The sequence below is a fragment of the Stenotrophomonas sp. 85239_Sma genome, assembly GCF_056481725.1.
Genome location: NZ_CM151163.1, coordinates 122353 through 141152 on the forward strand (window position 1 = coordinate 122353; position 18800 = coordinate 141152).

Sequence of the window (18800 nt, forward strand, 5' to 3'; positions counted from 1 at the left end):
GCGTCCGGGCAAGTGACTGCAGTCATGGTTGGGGAGGGTTTCGGCAGGGCTGCGCCCTGCACCTGCTCAGAGCCGGAGCAACAGCAACAGCAACAGCAACAGCGGGCTTGCTGAGGGGTGGCGGGGCGGTGTGGGTGGGCAGGACACGCCGTAAACCCATCCTTGGGGGCTCGATGGCGCCATCCATGGCGCCAACGGTCCTGCCCACCCACACCGCCCCACCTCTGACAGATCGCAGCGGCTGTTGGTGGGTGTCGACCTTGGTCGACACATCTGTCAGATATCGAAATGAATCCGGGGTCAGATCCATTTTCCGTAGGAAAACGGATCTGACCCCGATGCCGTTCCAACAGATCGCTGGAAACTGTCGAAGGCGGGGTGGGTCCGGTTGCGGGGGCGTGAGCGCCATGGATGGCGCGACCGAGCCTCCATGGACGGATTCACGGCGTCCCCCGCAATCGGATCCATCCCGCCATCCCCCAGGAAGCCAGCTTTTGACGTTGCTTCGGCCTTTGCGGTTGCTTCGGCGGGTGCAGGGCGCAGCCCTGCCGGGCAACACCCCCTCGTGCACAATGGGGCCGACCCCGCCTGGACACCGTCCTGATGTCGAGCAAGCCGTATTCAGAAGCCTGCGAGCGCAACCGCGAACCGATCGCTACCGCACTCGACCCGTGGATGGGCGACCGTCACCGGGTGCTGGAAATCGGCAGCGGCACCGGACAGCACGCGGCCTTCTTCGCCGAGCGCTGGCCGTGGCTGCGCTGGCAGCCCAGCGACCATCCGGACCATCTGCCCGGCATCGAGGCCTGGCGCGCCGGGGCCGCGCTGCTGAACCTGCTGCCGCCGGTGGCGCTGCAGGTGGAACTTCCACCGGCGCCCGGTCTGAGCCTGCCGCAGGGCAGCATGTTCGACGCCGCATTCAGCGCCAACACACTGCACATCATGAGCTGGGAGCACGTGCAGGTGCTGTTCGCCGCGCTGCCATCGGTGCTGCGTCGCGGCGCGCTGCTGGCGGCGTACGGCCCGTTCAACTACGGCGGCCGCTACACCAGCGAAAGCAACGCGCAGTTCGATGCCTGGCTGAAGGCGCGCGACCCGCGCAGCGGCATCCGCGATAGCGAAGCGGTGCAGGCGCTGGCCGCCGACCACGGGTTCACCCGCCTGGGCGATGTGGCGATGCCGGCCAACAACCGCCTGCTGCTCTGGCGGCTGGGGTGAACCGCCGGCATTCCTTCAAGCCACCTGCACGATGTGCAGCGCCTTCGGGTTGCGCCACTGCGCAAGCAGGGCGGCTTCACGCACCTTGGCCTGCTCGACATGCGCTTCCTTGACGTGGCCGAAGCCGCGGATGTGCTCGGGAACGCTGGCGATTTCCACCGCCAGCGCCAAGCGGTCGTCATCCAGGCCGTCCAGCAGCAGCTGCACGGTGGCCTCGTAATCGCCGATCAGCTTGCGCTCCATGCGGCGTTCCTCGGTGCGGCCGAACACGTCGAAGCGGCCGCCACGCAGGAACTTCAGCCTGGCCAGCAGGCCGAAGGCCTTGAACATCCACGGGCCGTACTCCTTCTTCAGCAGCCGGCCCTGCTCGTCCTTCTTGGCGAACAGCGGCGGCGCCAGGTGGAAGCGCAGCTGGTAATCGCCCTCGAACTGCTGCTGCAGGCGGCGCTGGAAGTCGCCGCTGGTGTACAGGCGGGCCACTTCGTACTCGTCCTTGTACGCCATCAGCTTGAACAGGTAGCGGGCCACGGTCTCGGTCAGTGCGGTGGAACCGCCGATGCGGCCGGCTTCGGCGGCGCGCACGCGCTCGACCAGGCTGCGGTAGCGGTTGGCATAGGCAGCATCCTGGTACTCGACCAGGAACGCGGCGCGGCGCTCGATCATCTCATCCAGCGAACGCGACAGGCGGGCATCGTCCAGCGGCAGGAATGCCACGTCGCCACCGTGCGAGGGCAGGCCGCGCAGTTCGCGTTCGTCGCCGGTGTTGCGCGGTGCCGCGGTGGCGCCCCATTCGTTGCCTTCCCACTCGCCTGGCGGCAGCGGATGCAGCGGGCCCGGGGTGGATTCGGTATCGGTGTGGCGGTTGTGTACCAGGCCGGCGGCCTGCTGCACGGCTTGCGGATCGACCACCGCCAGGCGGCCCCAGGCGAAGGCCTGCTGGTTCATCGCCACCGCAGCGCCGTTGAGTTCGATGGCGCGCATCAGTGAATCGAACGACAGCGGCACCAGGCCCTGCTGCCAGGCGTAGCCGAGGATGAACAGGTTGGCGGCGATCGCATCGCCCAGCAGCGCGGTGGCCAGCTGGGTGGCATCGAGCAGCAGCGGCTCCTGGCCACCCAGCGCCACGCGCACACCGGCAACGATGTCGGCGGCAGGGAACTGCATGTCGGGGCGGGTGGTGAAGGTGCCGGGCATCGCTTCATAGGTGTTCAGCACCACCTGCGAACGGCCGGCGCGCACCTTCGACAGCGCCCAGTAATCGTTCACCACCACCATGTCGCAGCCCAGCACCAGGTCGGCTTCGCCGGCGGCGATACGCACGGCGTGGATGTCGTCCGGGCGGCGCGCAATGCGGATGTGCGTGGTCACCGCACCGCCCTTCTGCGCCAGGCCGGTCTGGTCGAGCACGGTCGCACCCTTGCCTTCCAGGTGGCCGGCCATGCCCAGCAGCGCACCGATGGTCACCACGCCGGTACCGCCGACGCCGGTGATCAGGATGTTCCAGGGCTGCTCCAGGCTGCCGCGGATGGCCGGTGCCGGCAGGTTGTCCAGCAGGGTGGAGGCATCGCGCTTGCTGCCCTTGCGTGGCTGGCCGCCGTGCACGGTGACGAAGCTCGGGCAGAAGCCGTTCACGCACGAATAGTCCTTGTTGCAGTTGGACTGGTCGATCTCGCGCTTGCGCCCGAACTCGGTTTCCTTCGGCAGCACCGAAACGCAGAAGCTCTTCTTGCCGCAGTCGCCGCAGCCTTCGCAGACCAGCGAGTTGATCAGCACCCGCTTCTGCGGGTCTTCCAGCTTGCCGCGCTTGCGGCGGCGGCGCTTCTCGGTGGCGCAGGTCTGTTCGTAGATCAGGATTGAAACACCCTTCACTTCGCGCAGGCGCTTCTGCACTTCGTCCAGTTCGCTGCGGTCGTGGAACTCGACATCGCTGGGGAAGTGCTCGCGTTGGCTGGTCCACTTGCCGATGTTGTCCGACAGCACCACGATGGTGTGGATGCCTTCGGCGCGCATCTGCCTGGCGATGTCCGGCACGCTCAACGGGCCGTCCACCGGCTGGCCGCCGGTCATCGCCACCGCATCGTTGTAGAGGATCTTGTAGGTGATGTTGACGCCGGCGGCGACCGCCTGGCGGATCGCCAGCGAACCGCTGTGGAAGTAGGTGCCGTCGCCGAGGTTCTGGAACACGTGCGGGGTATCGGTGAACGGCGCCTGCCCGGCCCAGGTCACCCCTTCGCCGCCCATGTGGGTGAAGGTGTCGGTGCTGCGGTCCATCCAGGTCACCATGTAATGGCAACCGATGCCGGCCAGCGCACGCGAGCCTTCCGGCACGTTGGTGGACGTGTTGTGCGGGCAGCCCGAGCAGTAGTGCGGCACGCGCGGGAAGCTGGCGCGCGGCAACGCAAGCTCGGCTTCCTTTTCCTGCATCCACTGCAGGCGCTGCTCGATCGATTCGTTGTTGAAGAACTTCTGGATGCGGCGACCGATCACGCCGGCGATGGTGGCCGGAGTCAGTTCACCGGTGGACGGCAGGATCCACTCACCGCTCTCGTCGTACTTGCCGACGATCGACGGGCGCTGGCCCCAGCTGGCCGGCCAGTTGAAGAACTGCTCCTTCATCTGGCGCTCGATGAAGGCACGCTTCTCCTCCACCACGATGATGTCCTCCAGGCCCTGCGCGAAGCGCGCGATGCCCTGCGGCTCCAGCGGCCAGGTCATGCCGACCTTGTACACGCGGATGCCGATGTCGGCGCAGGCGGCTTCGTCCAGGCCCAGGTATTCCAACGCCTGCAGCACGTCCAGGTAGCTCTTGCCGGTGGTGACGATGCCCAGCCGCGCGCGCGGCGCGTCCATCACCACCTTGTCGATGCCGTTGGCGCGGGCGAATGCCTGTGCGGCCTTCACCGCATAGCGGTGCAGGCGCATCTCCTGGTCCAGCGGCGGGTCCGGCCAGCGGATGTTGAGGCCACCTGCCGGCATCTCGAAGTCTTCGGGCAGCACGATGCGGCGCGCCATCGGATCGACCTCGACCGAGGCCGACGATTCGACCGTCTCGGCGATCGTCTTGAAACCAACCCAGCGGCCGGTATAACGGCTCATTGCCCAGCCCAGCAGGCCCATGTCCAGGATGTCCTGCACGCCGGCTGGATTCAGCACCGGCATCATCGCGCTGACGAACTCGTCCTCGCTGCCGTGCGGCAGGGTTGAACTGCGGCAGGCATGGTCATCGGCGGCCAGTGCCAGCACGCCGCCGTAGCGCGAGGTGCCGGCGGCATTGGCGTGCTTGAACACGTCGCCGCAGCGGTCCACGCCCGGGCCCTTGCCGTACCACATGCCGAACACGCCCTGCACGTTGGCGCCGGGGAACAGGTTGGTCTGCTGGGTGCCCCACACCATGGTGGCGCCCAGGTCCTCGTTCAGGCCGGGGGTGAACTTCACCTTGGCCGCGTCCAGGTGCTTGCGTGCGCGCCACAGTTCCAGATCGAAGCCGCCCAGCGGGCTGCCACGGTAGCCACTGACAAAACCGGCGCTGTCGATGCCTTCCTGTGCATCGCGCAGCCGCTGCATCAGTGGCAGCTTCACCAGCGCCTGCACGCCACTCAGATAGATCCGCCCCTCGTTGCGGGTGTACTTGTGGTCGAGCGTGTAGCCACGGTCGATCAGGTCGGCGGAAGAGGGCGAAGTGAGTTGCGCGGTACTGGTCATGGCTGGCCCGGTCAGGATCGGCTGGCACCGGCCGCGTGCGGGCACGCGGCGGGAAAGGCGCGAATTGTAGCAGTGGGGCCCTTCCGCCCCGGCACTCGCGCAGGCGGCCATGCTGGGGTTAGGATCGGGGAGAGAGAGGGAGGCTGCGGTTGCGGCCTGGGGAGAAGGGATGTCAGTTGCAGGAAAGATCCTGGGCAGCATGTTGCTGGTCTCGGGAACGGCCCCGGTGTGGGCCGCGCCGGCGGTGCCGGCACCACAGGAGTTCTACTTCGACAGCGATGCGGCCGCCGTGCCGATGGTCGTGGTCCAGTCCGACGGGGATGAACTGGTGGCGCAGCTGCTCAAGCAGCGCGAGCGCGGCCGGCGCACCGTGGAGGCCACCGTGCAGCTGGCGTCGGTGGCCATTGCGCAGGGCCGCACCGAGCTGGGTGAACAGCTGTATCGCGAAGCACTGAAGGATGCGCCGGTGCAGGGCAGCCTGGGCCGTGGCGTGCGCTGGAATTACGGCTGGGACCTGCTGCGGCAGGGCCAGGCCGAGGCGGCCCTGGAGCAATGGCAGGCCGCCGCCGGTGGTTCGCTGAGCAAGCCGGGCTGGCTGCCACCCACCTATGCGCTGGCGCTGTGGCGGGCGGGGCAGAAGCAGGAGGCGGTGCAGTGGTATGCCGCAGCGGTGCGTACCGAGCCGACGCAGTGGAGCGACAGCAGCCGTTATGCGGAACTGTTGCCGTTGTGGCGTGACGACGAGCGCGCTTCTCTGGCGGAAGTGCAGCAGGCCTGGGCGGCCGCCCCGCCGGCCTGGCCCTGAGGGAAGGGGTTCGGCCGGGTTGCACCCGGCACCCGCAGAGGCAACGGCTGGAGCAACAGCAACAGCCGAAGCAACAGCGGGCTTCCTGTGGGATGGCGGGGCACTGTGGGTTTACGGGGACGCCGTGAACCCCCCTCCGGGGTCCGGCCCAGCCGCTGGCGGCTGGGCGTTCGGGCGCTTGCGAGGCATGCCTCGCAGGCAAAGCGCCCTCACCCATGGGGGCTCGATGGCGCCATCCATGGCGCCAACGGTTCTGCCTGCCCATACCGCCCCGCCTCTGACGGTTCCCTGTTGCTGTTGGTAGGTGTCGACCTTGGTCGACACGGTAGATCCACGCCATGCGTGGATGCATCCGCATCGGAATCAACTATTCGATATCTGATCGAAATGCAGCCGAGCGTGGGCTCGGCTCTACAAAGAGCGACCAGCCAAGCGGCTTTTGCTCTTGCCTTTGCTCTTCTTTTTTCATTTCCGTGGCTGGACGCCCCGGGAATTGTCAGAGGCCGGGCGGGTAGGCTGCGCAGGGGCGTGAGCCGCATGGATGCGGCGATCGAGCTTACAGGGACGTACTTGCAGCGTCCCCTGCGCAGCCTACCCGCCCGGCCCTACCCAGCATCTGCGTTGAGCGACCAGCCACGAGGGGCTGTGCCGTTCGCGGGAACCTCAATCGTCCGCGCAAACCGTGCGCCCCGACGCCCATGCCCGCAGTGCCTCCACCTGCTCGGCCATCAGCACCGACAGCGGCCGCGTGGCACGGATCTCGTTCATCAGCAGCTCGGTATCCAGCGGCCGGCCTTCGGCGTGCGCCGCATACAGCCCGGCCACGATGGCCTGCTCGATCTCGGCGCCGGAGAAGCCGTTGGCTGCCGCCGCCAGCGCCGGCAGCGCGAAGTCGTCACCATTGAGCTGGCGTCGCCCCAGGTGCAGCCGCAGCAGTTCCACGCGTACCTCCGGCGTGGGCAGGTCGACGAAGAAGATCTCGTCGAAACGGCCCTTGCGCAGCAGCTCGGCGGGCAGCTCGTGCACCTGGTTGGCGGTGGCGACGATGAAGACCGGCGCCTTGCGCTCGGCCATCCAGGTCAGCAGGTAGCCGAGCACGCGGCGCGATACGCCACCGTCCTCGCCACCGCTGGCCAGGCCCTTCTCGATCTCGTCCATCCACAACACGCAGGGCGCCAGCTGCTCGGCCGAGGCCAGCGCCTGGCGCAGGTTGGCCTCGGTCTCGCCGTGGTACTTGTTGTACAGCGCACCCACGTCCAGGCGCAGCAGCGGTACGCCGAAGCCGGCGGCGGTGGCCTTGGCCAGCATCGATTTGCCGCAGCCCTGCACGCCCAGCAGCAGCATGCCGCGCGGCGGGTCCAGCCCGGCCGGTGCCGAGCCGGCGATGAACGCCACCCGGCGCTGGCTTATCCAGCGCTTGAGCCGGTTGGCACCGGCCACGTCGCCGAAGCGCGCGCTGTCATGCTCGAAGAACAGGTGGCCACTGCGGTTGAGCAGCTCGAACTTCAGCCGTGCCAGCTGCGGCAGGTCGTCGTCGCGCAGCGCGCCGTCGGCGTAGATCAGCTGGCGGGCGATGCGGCGGGCGTCGACCAGGCTCAAGCCCTGCAGGTTCTTCAGGATCTTCTTCACTGCCTCGCTGTCGACCTCGACGCGGCGGCCGCCGTGTTCGCGCGCATAGGCGTCGGCCTCCTCGCGCAGCATCTTCAGCAGGGCATTGGCATCGGGCAGGCGCGGGTTGAAGCGCACCGCCAGCGCTTCCAGCTCGGCCGGCAGCTCGACCTTGGCGCCGATCAGCACCAGCACGTGCGGCTCGCTGTGGCGGCGCTGGATCAGGTCGCGCAGCGCGCGCTGGTGGCTGGCATAGCCCAGGTAGGGGTGGAAATCGAGCAGCAGGTAGACACCCCGCTGGTCGGCCTGGCGGATCATCTGCAGGGCCGCGCTGGCGTCGGGCGGGCCGACCGGCGGGTCTTCGCGGTCCAGGTCGATGCGACGCAGGCCCTCGGTGATGGACCAGCGGTGCAGGGCCCGCCACACGTGCATCAGCGTCTGCCGGAACAGCTCGACGATGCGGCCCTCATCCTGGGTCTCGATCACGATCAGGGGGGTATTGGCGCGGATCAGTGCGCTCAGGTCCTGCAGTTCGCTCATGCCGGTTCGATCCTTCGGGGGCGCCACGATAGCAAAGGCGATGGCCACTGGTTCAGCACGGCGCTACCTCCCGTCACCACCGCCGGTGTACGCTCGGGGCACGTACCCGGAAGCGAGGCTGGCATGAAGACGATCCTGGTGGCCGGTTCCAAGGGCGGGGTGGGCAAGACCACCGTCGCCACCCACCTGGCCGCGTACGCGGCATTGCAGGGCAAGGCCACGGTGATCGCCGATGCCGACCCGCAGGGCTCCAGCACCCGCTGGGCACAACGGCGTGCCGGGCTGGAAAGCGCGGTGCTCCCCATCGATGTGTACCGGAAGAAGCAGTGGGCGCAGAAGCTGCCCGACGGTACCGATACCGTCATCATCGATGCACCGGCCGGGGCACTGGCCGACGATATCCCCCATTTCCTGGACGCGGCCGACGCCGTGGTGGTGCCGGTGCTGCCCTCGGCGCTGGATATCGAAGCCATCGTCGGCTTCCTCAACAGCCTGGCCCAGAACCCGCGCGTGCACAGCCGCAAGCTGCCGGTGGGGCTGGTCCTCAACCGCACCAAACCCTGGACCCAGACCTCGCAGCAGGCGCTGCAGATGCTGGGCGAGTGGCCGTACCCGGTGGTCGCGCAGCTGCGTGACAGCCAGAGCTACGTGGTCATGACCGGCCTGGGCCGCAGCCTGTTCGACTACCGCTCGGCCCAGGTGCGCGAGCACCAGGCCGACTGGGAGCCGCTGCTGTCCTGGTTGAAGCTGTAACGCTGCACGTCTCCACCCTCTTTTCATGGAATCCCGCGATGCGAGAATTGATCCTGCTGCGCCATGCCCATGCCGAACCCGCCGTTTCCGGCCAGGCCGACCTCGACCGGCCGCTGTCGCCGGTAGGGCTCGCCGAGGCCGAAGCGGCCGGCAAGTGGTTGAAGGAAAACAACCTGCTGCCCGACTGCGTGCTGTGCTCGCCGTCGCGACGCACCCGCGAGACCCTGGAAGCGGTGATGACGGCCATCGGCTATGTCGAAAAGCGCCTGGAAGACCGTATCTATGAGGCTACCCCAGGCACCCTGGCGGCGCTGGTGGACGAGCGCCGTGACCTGGACCGGGTGTTGATCGTCGGCCACAACCCGGGCCTGGAGCAGCTGGTGGCCCTGATGACCGACGGCACCAGCAGTGACTACCGTGGCATGCCGCCGGGCGGCGTGGCCGTCCTTGGCTTCCCGCGCGAGTCCTCGATCGAACCGGGCGTGGCCAGCCTGAACGCGTTCTGGTGGCCGTGATCCGATGAGCCTGGCGCGGCGCAGCCGCTTCCTGCTGCCCGCGTTGCTGGCGCTCGGCCCGGCCTGGGCCGCGGCGCCCCCACCGACCCCGTTGCCGCCCGTGTCCGCCGAGACGCCACGGGTACTCCGCCTGGATACCCAGCGCTCTCGGATCGGCTTCGAGGTGCGCACCCGCTTCGGCCAGCGCATCGAAGGCGTGTTCCCGCACTTCGAGGGGCGTATCGAGATCCTGTCCGATGGCCGCCACCAGGTGCACCTGAAGATGTTCACCCGTTCGGTGGAGATCCCCGGCAAGGCGCGCTATACCGGCTGGATGCGTGGCGAGGAGTTCTTCGATGCCGGGCGCCATCCGGTGGTCGAGTTCGACTCGCTGCCGTACTGGCCGGAGACCGTGGAACAGGGCGGCGACATCAATGGCCGGCTGACCCTGCGCGGCGTCAGCCACCCCGAGTCGCTGCGGGTCGAGAAAGCGGAGTGCGACCGACCCGGCTATGATTGCGATGTCGTCAGCCGCGGTACCGTTCAGCGAGGCCGGTATGGAATGGACAGCTGGCAGCTTGCCTTGAGTGACCGAGTGACTTTCGTATTGCGTGCGCGCCTGAGCGAGGCGCCGAAACCGTGAACCTCCTGCTGCGTGTACTGGCGCTGGCAACCGTGTTGCTGGGCAGCGGTTGTGCATCGCTCTCGCATGCCGAGCGCGATCGCGCCGAAGCAATCGCCGTGCAGGCGCGCTCGACCGACGTCGACTGCCAGCGTGCCGATCGCTGTGCGCAGGACTCTCCCCTGCGTGCGCTGGCCGGGCGGGCGTTCACCGAATCCACCCCGGAACAGCCGCGCCACTACGCCACCCTGCTCGACGAGGGCGAGGGCGCCCTGGTGGCGCGCCTGAACCTGCTGCGCAGCGCGACCCGCAGCATCGATCTGCAGACTTACATCTTCGACAAGGACGACAGTGCGCGGCTGGTCATCGACGAGCTGCTGGCCGCCTCGCGGCGCGGGGTGAAGGTGCGGGTGTTGATCGACCAGCTCTCGGCGATCTCCGACCTGCAGATCCTCGGCGCGCTGTCCGGCGCGCACCAGAACTTCCAGCTGCGGGTCTACAACCCGACCTTCGGCAAGGCCCGGCTGAACTACTTCGACTATGCCGGCAGCGTGCTGTGCTGCTTCCGCCGCTTCAACCAGCGCATGCACAACAAGCTGCTGGTGATCGACGATGCGATCGGCGTGGTCGGCGGCCGCAACTACCAGGATGACTATTACGACTGGGATCGCGAGTACAACTTCCGCGACCGCGACGTGCTGATCGCCGGCCCGGAGGCGCGGGCGATGGCCGCCAACTTCGATGCCTTCTGGCGCGCCAAGCGCAGCGTGCCGGCCGAGCGCCTGAACGATGTCGGCCGCACCCTGCTGCGCGAGGGCGTGCCGACCCTGCCGCCGGCCAGCTTCCGCCGCCCCGAGCGGGTGCAGCGGGTCAGTGCCGAAGCCAACGACATGGACTTCGTCAGCCGTTCCTTCGTCGATACCGCGTTGCCGGTGGCCTCGGTGCGCTATGTGGCCGACCTGCCGCGCAAGCACCGGCGCGAGAAGGCCGATGCGCCGCTGGCAGGCCAGCACGTGACCGAGCCGCAGCTGGATGCGCTGATCGCCGGCGCGCAGAAGGAAGTGATCCTGCAGACCCCGTACCTGGTGCTGTCCAAGCCGGCGCAGAAGCTGTTCCGAGCACTGCGCGAGCGCCCGCAGCCGCCGCGCGTGGTGGTATCCAGCAACAGCCTGGCGGCCACCGACAACCCGATCGTCTATGCGCTGTCGTACAAGTACAAGCGGCGCAACATGCGCGAACTGGGCTTCAACATCTTCGAATACAAGCCGTTCCCGCTGGATGCACCGGTCGATTACCGCAACCTGCTGCCCGACCCGATCGCTGCGCCCGAAGGCGAGGATGACAGCGGGCGCAATCCGTTGATCGGCGGCAGCGCTGCAGGCAGCAATGCCGGCGACAGCCGCGATGAGCGCCCTGCGCCGACCGGCAAGCAGGGCCCGGTGAATCATCCGCGCACCGGCAGCGCCTACCAGAACGCGCGCGAGCGCCGCCGCGCGGCCGGCAGCGAGGTGGAAACGCGCCTGCTGCGCACCGAGACACGACCGTCGTTCCTGGGCAGCAAGGCGGTCAACAAGCCGTTGCCGGTCACCCGCAAGGGCGCCCGTATGGGCCTGCACGCCAAGTCGCTGGTAGTCGATCGCCGCATCGGCGTGGTCGGCACCCACAACTTCGATCCGCGCAGCGAGAACTACAACACCGAAGGCGCGGTGATCATCGATGACCCGGCCTTCGCCGAGCAGCTGGCCGAGAGCATCCTGCGCGATATCCATCCGCAGAACTCGTGGACGGTGGCGCCGCGGGCCAAGCCGCCGGTGCTTTCCGGGCTCAACTACAGCGTCGGCAAAGCCTCCGAAGCACTGCCGATCCTCGACTTCTGGCCGTGGCGCTATGCCACTGACTACGAATTCAAGCCCGGCCCGGACTGCCCGCAGCCATTGCCGCGACAGGACCCGGGCTTCCACCGCTGCTATGTCGCCGTGGGCGACTTCCCCGAGGTCAATGTCGGCCCGAAGTGGCTGCTGGTCCGCATGCTGACCGCATTCGGCGCCGGCCTCGTTCCCATCCTCTGAAGGTGCCCGCATGACCCAGGTGTTCCGCGAAGCCGTTTCCCTCGAGCAGCTCAACACGCTCAGCCGCAACACCGCGATCGCGTCGTTGGGCATTGTCTTCAGCGCGGCCGGTGACGACTGGCTGCAGGCCACCATGCCGGTGGACGAGCGCACCCGCCAGCCCTACGGCATCCTGCACGGCGGCGCGTCGGTGGTGCTGGCCGAGACCCTGGGCAGCAGCGCCGGCAACCTGTGCGTGGATGCGGCCAAGCAGATCTGCGTGGGCCTGGAAATCAACGCCAACCATGTGCGTGCGGTGCGCTCGGGCACGGTCACCGGCACCGCCCGCGCGCTGCACGTGGGCCGCAGCACCCAGCTGTGGGAGATCCGCATCGAGGATGAGCAGGGCCGGCTGGTATGCATCTCGCGGCTGACCCTGGCGGTGGTGGCGGCCGGCCACGGCTGAGCCCCGGAAGGCCGGTGACGGCAGCGGAACCCAGCGTTCCCTGCCGATTGCCCCGGTCAATGGCAGTTATGGCCTAAATCGGCTGGCAGCGATGACGGCCCTCCGGTATCGTGCGCGGATGACTTCCCCCACTCCGGCCCCCCGCGGCGGCGTGGCGCGTGTGTGCCGTTACCTGTACCGCGTACCGCTGCTGTTGGTCCACATCGTCGTGTTCCTGCCGCTCATCCTGATCGGCATGCTTCGGCCGTGGGGCGAACTGCGCGTGGGCGAAGCGACCTTCGGTGCCAAAGTGGTGAACTGGTGGCAGGGTGGGTTGATGTGGATCTTCGGCTTCCGCCTGGTGCAGATCGGCACGCCGTTGCCCGGTGCCGTGCTGTTCGTCGCCAACCACGTCAGCTGGGTCGACATCTGCATCCTGCACAGCCAGCGCATGATGGGCTTCGTCGCCAAGCGCGAGATCGCCAGCTGGCCGCTGGTCGGCTGGCTCGCCGCGCGTGGCCAGACCATCTTCCACCAGCGCGGCAATACCGAATCGCTCGGTGGCGTGATGCAGGTGATGTCCGATCGCCTGCGTGAAGGCAAGGCGGTGGGCGTGTTCCCGGAAGGGCGCACCCGCGGCGGCCACGAAGTCGGTCCGTTCCATGCCCGCATCTTCCAGGCCGCAGTTGAAACCGGCGTGCCGGTGCAGCCGGTGGCACTGGTTTACGGCGCCAAGGGCGATGCGCAGACCATTGTCGCGTTCGGCCCCGGCGAGAGTTTCTTCGCCAATTTCCTGCGCCTGCTCGGTGAGCCGGCGCGGCGTGCGGAAGTGCACTTCCTGGCACCGATCGGTGCGCAGGATCTGGAGGGCCGTCGGCGCATCGCGGAGACTTCGCGCGCGCGCATCGTGGCGGCCATGAGCACGCAGTGAGGCTGCGGTGGCCCTGATCCCGCCACCCGTCCTGGACGCCGGCACGCCGACGCTGCATGCGGCTGACTACCAGCCACCGCGCTGGCTGCGCAATCCGCACCTGCAATCGATGCTCAGCTCCAGCCGCATGCGCCTGCAGCGCGGCCTGCTGCTGCTGGCCGCGACCGGCGCGATCAGCGAAGAACTGATCCTCGACGGTGGCGATGGCGTGCGCCTGCAGGGCTGGCACAGCCGCGTCGAAGGCCGCGAGCCCAAGGGCATGGCCCTGCTGCTGCACGGCTGGGAAGGCAGCGCCGAATCCAGCTACATGCGCATGGCGGCCGCGCGCATGCTCGAACAGGGCTTCGACGTGGTGCGGCTGAATTTCCGCGACCACGGCAATACCCATCATCTCAACCCCGGCATCTTCCACTCCAACCTGATCGACGAAGTGGTGCATGCCGCCGGCGATATCGCCCAGCGCTGGCCGCAGCTACCGCTGGTGGCGGCCGGTTATTCGCTGGGCGGCAACTTCGTGCTGCGCCTGGCCCTGCGCGCGCCGGCCGCCGGCGTGCCGCTGCTGCGCGTGGCCTCGGTATGCCCGGTGCTGGACCCGGCGCTGACCATGGAAAGCATCGAGAACGGCCCGGCGATGTACGACTGGTACTTCCGCCGCAAGTGGGCCGGTTCGCTGCGGCGCAAGCGCGACCTGTTCCCCGAGCTGAGCGACTGCGACGACCGCGTGCTGAAGCTGGACATCCGCGCGTTGACCGCCTGGCTGGTCGAGCGCCACACCAGCTTCGGCTCGTTGCAGGCCTATTTCGATGGCTACTCGATTGCCGGCGATCGCCTGTCCACGCTGCAGGTGCCGGCCGACATCCTGATGGCGCAGGACGACCCGGTGATTCCCTATGCGACCTTCAGCGACTGGCAGCTGCCGCGCCAGGCGCACCTGGAAACCGCCTGCTGGGGTGGCCACTGCGGCTTCCTGGAAAACTGGCGCGGCGACGGCTTCTCCGAGCGCTGGGTGGCGCAGCGCCTGCAGCGCGTGCTGCAAGGCTGAACCGGCACGGGCGCGCAGGCCGCTACAATGCGGGTTTGCCCTTGAACCGGACCGCCATGCAAGACCAGATCATCCAAGCGTTGCGCCAGAACGAGGCCGACCAGGCCGTGCAGCTGGCCCAGGCATGGACCCGTGATGAACCCGGCCAGGCCGAGGCCCACCGCTGGCTGGCGCTTGCGCTGCAGCAGCAGGGCAACGCCGAGGACGCGATGCAGGCCCTGCAGCAGGCGCTGCAGCTGGCCCCGGACAATGCCCAGCTGCACCTGCAGCACGCCGGCCTGCTGCTGGCCCTGCGCCAGTTCGACGGCGCCGGCGAAGCACTGACGCGCACCACCGGGCTGGACCCGAACGCATTCGCCGCCTACCTGATGCAGGCCCACCTGGCGATCGGCCGCAACGATTTCGATGAAGCGCAGCGCCTGTCCACCCTGGCCTCGCGTGTCGAACCGGACCACCCGGAACTGCTGACCATCGACGGCATGATCGCGCTGCGCCGCGATGATCCCGATCGCGCGCTGACGCTGCTGTCGGCCGCCAACCAGGCCCAGCCCAACGACATTCGCGTGCTCTACGCACTGGGCTTCGCCTACCTGGGCAAGAACATGCTGGCCTTCGCCGAGCAGGCGTTCCGCCGCGTGCTGGAACTGAACCCCACCCTTGCCTCGTTGCATGGCCTGGTGGTGCAGCTGGCCATGCGCCAGGGCAACCTGGACGCTGCCGCCGAAGCGATGCAGCTCGCGCTGCAGCAGCAGGGCCTGGATACGCCGTCGATGCGCCGCCTGGCCGGCGAACTGGCACTGCGCAGCGGCCAGCCGCTGCAGGCGCTGGAGCACCTGCTGCCGTTGCTGGAGTCGCTGCCTGACGACCGCGACGTGCTGCAGCTGCTGCTGATGTCCTGGCAGCGCCTGGGCCGCGAAGACGAGGCCCGCGCCCGCCTGGATGCCGCCCTGGAGCAGCACCCGCAGCTGCATGACCTGTGGCTGGCACGCCTGGCGGTGGAAGAGGTCGGCAGTGCCACCGCCGCCGCCACGGTCGAGCGCTGGATGGACGCGATGCCGGGCCACCTGCCGGCGCTGGAAGCGCGCCTGCGCCTGCACGACATGGTCGGCGAACACGCCCAGGCCGAAGCGATCGCCGAGCGCATCGTCAGCCTCGAACCGGGCCGCGTGAGCGGCGAAACCCGCCTGGTCGAAGGCCTGCTGCAACGCGATCCGGCCGCCGCGGTCGCCCGCGTGCAGGCGCTGATCGACATGGCACCGGAAGGCCACCGCGCCGACCTGCGCACCTGGCTGGGTGAGATCCAGGATCGCGCCGGGCAGCACGAAGACGCGCTGCAGACCTGGCTGGCACTGCAGGCCGACCAGGCCTCGCAGCGCCTGCCGCTGCCGCCGCAGGCCAAGGCGCCGCCGAGCTGGCCGGACAAGGGCGAGATCGACGGCGAGGCCACCTCCGCGCCGATCTTCCTGTGGGGTGCGCCGGGTTCGGGCGTGGAGCGCGTGGCGACCGCCCTGGCCGCCGCCAGCCCGGTGCTGCGCAGCGACCGCTACACCTCCAACGCACCCGATGATGCCTTCCAGAACTACCACACGCTGCAGGACCTCGCCTCCGGCGTGCTGACCCCGGAGCGGCTGGTGCAGCGCTGGCGCGAACAGCTGCCGTCGCGGGGCGTGCAGGACGACGCGGTCATCGACTGGCTGCTGTGGTGGGACAACGCGCTGTTGTGGGCGCTGCGCCCGCAGCTGCCGCAGGGCCGCCTGCTGGTGGTGCTGCGTGATCCGCGCGACATGCTGCTGGACTGGGTGGCCTACGGTGCGGCTGCACCGCTGGCGATGACCTCGCTGGCCGAAGCCAGCGAATGGCTGGCACGCGCGCTGGCCCAGGTCGCCGCCCTGCACGAGGACGATCTGTATCCGCAGGTGCTGCTGCGCATTGACCAGATCGGCAACGATCCGCAGGCGATGGCCGAACTGCTGGGCCGCCTGTTCGAGCGGCCGATGCCGCCGGCCGCGCAGCTGGGCGCGCCGCGCTTCCCGCCCGGCCACTGGCGCAACTACCGCGACGTGATGAGCGCCGCCTTCGCCAAGCTCACCCCGATCGCGGTGCGCCTGGGTTACCCGGAAGAGTGAGGACACGCCGATGCAACTGAGCAGCCACAGCCTGACCAACGGTGCACCGATCGACCGCGAATTCGCCGCCGGCGATGCCGCGGGCTTCGCACCGGACCGCAATCCGCACCTGGCCTGGAGCGGCGCGCCGGAGGGCACCCGTTCGTTCCTGCTGGTGTGCGTCGATCCAGACGTGCCCACCGTGCCGGAGACAGTCGGCCGCACCGACATGAGCGTGCCGCGCGACCAGCCGCGCTGTGATTTCGTGCACTGGGTGATGGCCGATATCCCGGCCTCGGTGCACGAGATCGCCGCAGGCAGCTGCAGCGACGGCTTCGTGGTGAAGGGCAAGTCCGCACCGGCCGGCCCGGCCGGCAGCCGCCAGGGCCTGAACGACTTCACCGGTTGGTTCGCAGGCAATCCGGACATGGCCGGTGACTACCTGGGCTATGACGGCCCGTATCCGCCGTTCAACGACGAGCGCCTGCACCGCTATTTCTTCCGCGTCTTCGCGCTGGACGTAGCGTCGCTGCAGCTGCCGGAACGCTTCACCGCTGCCGACGCCTACCGCGCCATGCACGGCCACGTGCTGGCCGAAGCCGCGCTGCATGGCACCTACACGTTGAACCCGGCGCTGGGCTGAGCGAGCCACCTGCTTCTGTAGCCGAGCGCATGCTCGGCTGCTGTCTGCCGGAAGAGCAGCCGAGCATGGGCTCGGCTCGACGACGCACAACGAAGAAGGGCGGCCTTGCGGCCGCCCTCCACCCGTCAGCCGATTGACAGCCGGCTCTACATCACTTCTCGATGGCCGACTCGACCACCATGTCCAGCACGTACGCCTGCGACGGCGCATCGGCCGGCGGGTTCTTCACTTCGTAGCGCTTCACGCGCACCACGTTGCGCACGCCGTCTTCGTGGGTGTAGCCCTCGATGTTGCCGTAGAAGTTCTCGAACTTGCCCGGCTCACCCTGCTTCAGGCCCTTGTCGTCGAACTTCACTTCGCGCACCTGCAGGCACTGGTAGTCCGGGATCAGCGGGTGCGAGCACTTCTGTGTCTTGGCGGCCACTTCCAGGAACACGGTTTCGCCGGCGCCGCCGTAGCGGGTTTCAGCGGTCGGCTCCGGGTTGAACACCAGTACGTCGCCCTTGGCGTTGGTCAGGGTCAGCTTGCCATCGGCATCCTGCTCGGCCTTCAGCTCGCCCTGCAGGCGGCTGGACACGGCCTCGTCCAGCGCCATCAGCGCCTTGTCGGTGCAGGCCATCATGGTCGAGGCCATCGCAGACACGCTCAGCTTGCCGTCGGCCAGGGTGTAGCCGCCGCCCATGCGGTTGCAGGTGTTGCTGACCGACAGGCGGCCATCCGCGAAGTCCAGGGTGACCGGCTTGTCTTCGCGGGCGAACAGCGCGTCGATGCGCTTGCCATCGGCACCGGTGGCCTGCTGCAGCAGCCAGTGCTGGCTCTGCAGGCGCTGCGCATCCAGGTGCGCCAGCGTCTGCTGGTCTGCTGCCTTGGCCGCGGCCGGGGCCACGTCGTCGCCGCCGGTGCCGGCCGGTGCCGGGGTCTGGCTGCAGGCGGCCATCAGGGCCAGCGGGAGGAGCAGGGTGAGCTTGCGGTTCATGGTGATTCTCCTTGGGGAACCGTGGGGGAAACGGGGTGGGCCTGGCAACGGGGTTACCGTGCCCCGGCGCTGTTCAGCTGCCGGAGGGCAACCACAGCAGCAGCGCCGCGCCCAGCGCGATGCGATAAAGGGCGAAGGCAGTGAACCTGTGCGACTTGATGTAGCCCATCAGCCACTTCACTACGACGAAGCCGGTGATGGCCGCGGCAAGGAAGGCCACGCCCACGTCGGCCCAGTCCTCGCTGCCCAACTGCCCGGCCTTGGCCATTTCCAGGAAGGTGTAGGCGCTGGCAGCGAACATGGTGGGAATGCCGACCAGGAACACGAACTCGGCGGCGGCGGCGCGGCGGCTCAGGCCCAGCAGCATGGCCAGGAAGATCGCCGAGGCCGAGCGCGAGGTGCCGGGGAACACCCCGGCCACCACCTGCGCCAGGCCCACGCCGATCGCCACGGTCCAGGTCACCTGGTCGCGGTCGGGCAGGCGCGCGGTATAGGCCTCCACCAGCAGCATCCAGACGCCGCCGATGATCAATGCCCAGGCCACCGGGCTGACCGTCTCCGGCAGCGACCAGCCGGCCTTGCGCACCACCAGGCCGACCACCGCAGTGACCATGAAGGCGGCACCGAGCTTGAACACGTAGTCGCGGTTCTCGCGCTGGCCGAAGCCGGTGGCCAGCTGCAGCAGGCGCTGGCGGAACACCAGTACCACCGCCACGATCGCACCGGCCTGGATGACGATGTTGAAGAAGTCCGAACGGGCTCCCAGCCAGTGCTGGGCGATGAGCAGGTGGCCCGTGCTGGAGATCGGCAGGAACTCGGTCAAGCCTTCGAGGATGCCCAGCAGCAGGGCAGAGAGCAGGTCGGACAT

15 protein-coding genes are annotated in these 18800 nt (G+C 68.5%); 11 read left to right on the forward strand and 4 right to left on the reverse strand.

The genetic code is table 11. The features are described from left to right. The first annotated feature begins 603 nt into the window (after nt 1-603). Nucleotides 604-1218, forward strand: a complete 615-nt coding sequence (locus ACYKG1_RS00515) for a DUF938 domain-containing protein (protein ID WP_100475038.1) — start codon at nt 604-606, stop codon at nt 1216-1218. A gap of 15 nt (nt 1219-1233) precedes the next feature. Here the strand turns inward: ACYKG1_RS00515 and ACYKG1_RS00520 are convergent, their stop codons facing one another. Next, entirely contained in the window at nt 1234-4920 is a 3687-nt protein-coding gene (locus tag ACYKG1_RS00520; protein WP_478471456.1) for an indolepyruvate ferredoxin oxidoreductase family protein, read from the reverse strand. A gap of 169 nt (nt 4921-5089) precedes the next feature. Between ACYKG1_RS00520 and ACYKG1_RS00525 the strand changes: the two genes are divergently transcribed. Continuing rightward, the gene (locus tag ACYKG1_RS00525) at nt 5090-5725 is read left to right on the forward strand and encodes a tetratricopeptide repeat protein (protein ID WP_100475036.1); all 636 of its coding nucleotides are present in this window, start codon (nt 5090-5092) and stop codon (nt 5723-5725) included. Nucleotides 5726-6388: 663 nt separating this feature from the next. Here ACYKG1_RS00525 and ACYKG1_RS00530 read toward each other — a convergent pair. Then, nucleotides 6389-7873 (reverse strand): AAA family ATPase, encoded by a 1485-nt coding sequence (locus tag ACYKG1_RS00530; protein ID WP_478471458.1) that lies wholly within the window; start codon nt 7871-7873, stop codon nt 6389-6391. A 123-nt stretch (nt 7874-7996) separates the two neighbouring features. On the opposite strand from ACYKG1_RS00530, the gene ACYKG1_RS00535 reads away from it, so the two are divergent. From ACYKG1_RS00535 to ACYKG1_RS00575, 9 genes are all read left to right on the forward strand, one after another. Next, on the forward strand, nt 7997-8626 hold the full coding sequence (locus tag ACYKG1_RS00535; RefSeq protein WP_010487235.1) for a ParA family protein: 630 nt from the start codon (nt 7997-7999) through the stop codon (nt 8624-8626). Between the two features lie 38 nt (nt 8627-8664). After that, on the forward strand, nt 8665-9141 hold the full coding sequence (locus tag ACYKG1_RS00540; RefSeq protein WP_262084071.1) for a SixA phosphatase family protein: 477 nt from the start codon (nt 8665-8667) through the stop codon (nt 9139-9141). 4 nt (nt 9142-9145) lie between these two features. Next, nucleotides 9146-9763 (forward strand): YceI family protein, encoded by a 618-nt coding sequence (locus ACYKG1_RS00545; protein ID WP_478471460.1) that lies wholly within the window; start codon nt 9146-9148, stop codon nt 9761-9763. Continuing rightward, the gene (locus ACYKG1_RS00550) at nt 9760-11811 is read left to right on the forward strand and encodes a phospholipase D family protein (protein WP_262084069.1); all 2052 of its coding nucleotides are present in this window, start codon (nt 9760-9762) and stop codon (nt 11809-11811) included. The genes ACYKG1_RS00545 and ACYKG1_RS00550 overlap by 4 nt, the downstream gene beginning before the upstream one ends. 10 nt (nt 11812-11821) lie before the next feature. Further along, nucleotides 11822-12256: a hotdog fold thioesterase gene (locus ACYKG1_RS00555; RefSeq protein ID WP_100475032.1), complete on the forward strand. Its 435-nt coding sequence runs from the start codon at nt 11822-11824 to the stop codon at nt 12254-12256. Between the two features lie 118 nt (nt 12257-12374). Next, on the forward strand, nt 12375-13166 hold the full coding sequence (locus ACYKG1_RS00560) for a lysophospholipid acyltransferase family protein (RefSeq protein ID WP_100475031.1): 792 nt from the start codon (nt 12375-12377) through the stop codon (nt 13164-13166). A 52-nt stretch (nt 13167-13218) separates the two neighbouring features. Further along, nucleotides 13219-14208, forward strand: coding sequence for a YheT family hydrolase (locus ACYKG1_RS00565; protein ID WP_202908165.1), 990 nt, complete (start codon nt 13219-13221; stop codon nt 14206-14208). Nucleotides 14209-14264: 56 nt separating this feature from the next. Beyond that, nucleotides 14265-16334: a tetratricopeptide repeat protein gene (locus tag ACYKG1_RS00570; protein ID WP_262084067.1), complete on the forward strand. Its 2070-nt coding sequence runs from the start codon at nt 14265-14267 to the stop codon at nt 16332-16334. A gap of 10 nt (nt 16335-16344) precedes the next feature. After that, a complete protein-coding gene (locus tag ACYKG1_RS00575; RefSeq protein WP_100475028.1) occupies nt 16345-16956 on the forward strand; it encodes a YbhB/YbcL family Raf kinase inhibitor-like protein in 612 nt (203 codons plus the stop codon). A 151-nt stretch (nt 16957-17107) separates the two neighbouring features. Here ACYKG1_RS00575 and ACYKG1_RS00580 read toward each other — a convergent pair whose 3' ends face one another. Continuing rightward, nucleotides 17108-17932: a DUF4377 domain-containing protein gene (locus ACYKG1_RS00580; RefSeq protein WP_478471464.1), complete on the reverse strand. Its 825-nt coding sequence runs from the start codon at nt 17930-17932 to the stop codon at nt 17108-17110. A 73-nt stretch (nt 17933-18005) separates the two neighbouring features. Then, the gene (locus tag ACYKG1_RS00585) at nt 18006-18800 is read right to left on the reverse strand and encodes an undecaprenyl-diphosphate phosphatase (protein ID WP_478471465.1); all 795 of its coding nucleotides are present in this window, start codon (nt 18798-18800) and stop codon (nt 18006-18008) included.

Coding starts and splice junctions, on each gene's coding strand:
- ACYKG1_RS00515 (WP_100475038.1), top strand. CDS start 604: ATGTCGAGCAAGCCGTATTCAGAAGCCTGCGAGCGCAACCGCGAACCG.
- ACYKG1_RS00520 (WP_478471456.1), bottom strand. CDS start 4,920: ATGACCAGTACCGCGCAACTCACTTCGCCCTCTTCCGCCGACCTGATC.
- ACYKG1_RS00525 (WP_100475036.1), top strand. CDS start 5,090: ATGTCAGTTGCAGGAAAGATCCTGGGCAGCATGTTGCTGGTCTCGGGA.
- ACYKG1_RS00530 (WP_478471458.1), bottom strand. CDS start 7,873: ATGAGCGAACTGCAGGACCTGAGCGCACTGATCCGCGCCAATACCCCC.
- ACYKG1_RS00535 (WP_010487235.1), top strand. CDS start 7,997: ATGAAGACGATCCTGGTGGCCGGTTCCAAGGGCGGGGTGGGCAAGACC.
- ACYKG1_RS00540 (WP_262084071.1), top strand. CDS start 8,665: ATGCGAGAATTGATCCTGCTGCGCCATGCCCATGCCGAACCCGCCGTT.
- ACYKG1_RS00545 (WP_478471460.1), top strand. CDS start 9,146: ATGAGCCTGGCGCGGCGCAGCCGCTTCCTGCTGCCCGCGTTGCTGGCG.
- ACYKG1_RS00555 (WP_100475032.1), top strand. CDS start 11,822: ATGACCCAGGTGTTCCGCGAAGCCGTTTCCCTCGAGCAGCTCAACACG.
- ACYKG1_RS00560 (WP_100475031.1), top strand. CDS start 12,375: ATGACTTCCCCCACTCCGGCCCCCCGCGGCGGCGTGGCGCGTGTGTGC.
- ACYKG1_RS00570 (WP_262084067.1), top strand. CDS start 14,265: ATGCAAGACCAGATCATCCAAGCGTTGCGCCAGAACGAGGCCGACCAG.
- ACYKG1_RS00575 (WP_100475028.1), top strand. CDS start 16,345: ATGCAACTGAGCAGCCACAGCCTGACCAACGGTGCACCGATCGACCGC.
- ACYKG1_RS00580 (WP_478471464.1), bottom strand. CDS start 17,932: ATGAACCGCAAGCTCACCCTGCTCCTCCCGCTGGCCCTGATGGCCGCC.
- ACYKG1_RS00585 (WP_478471465.1), bottom strand. CDS start 18,800: ATGTCCGACCTGCTCTCTGCCCTGCTGCTGGGCATCCTCGAAGGCTTG.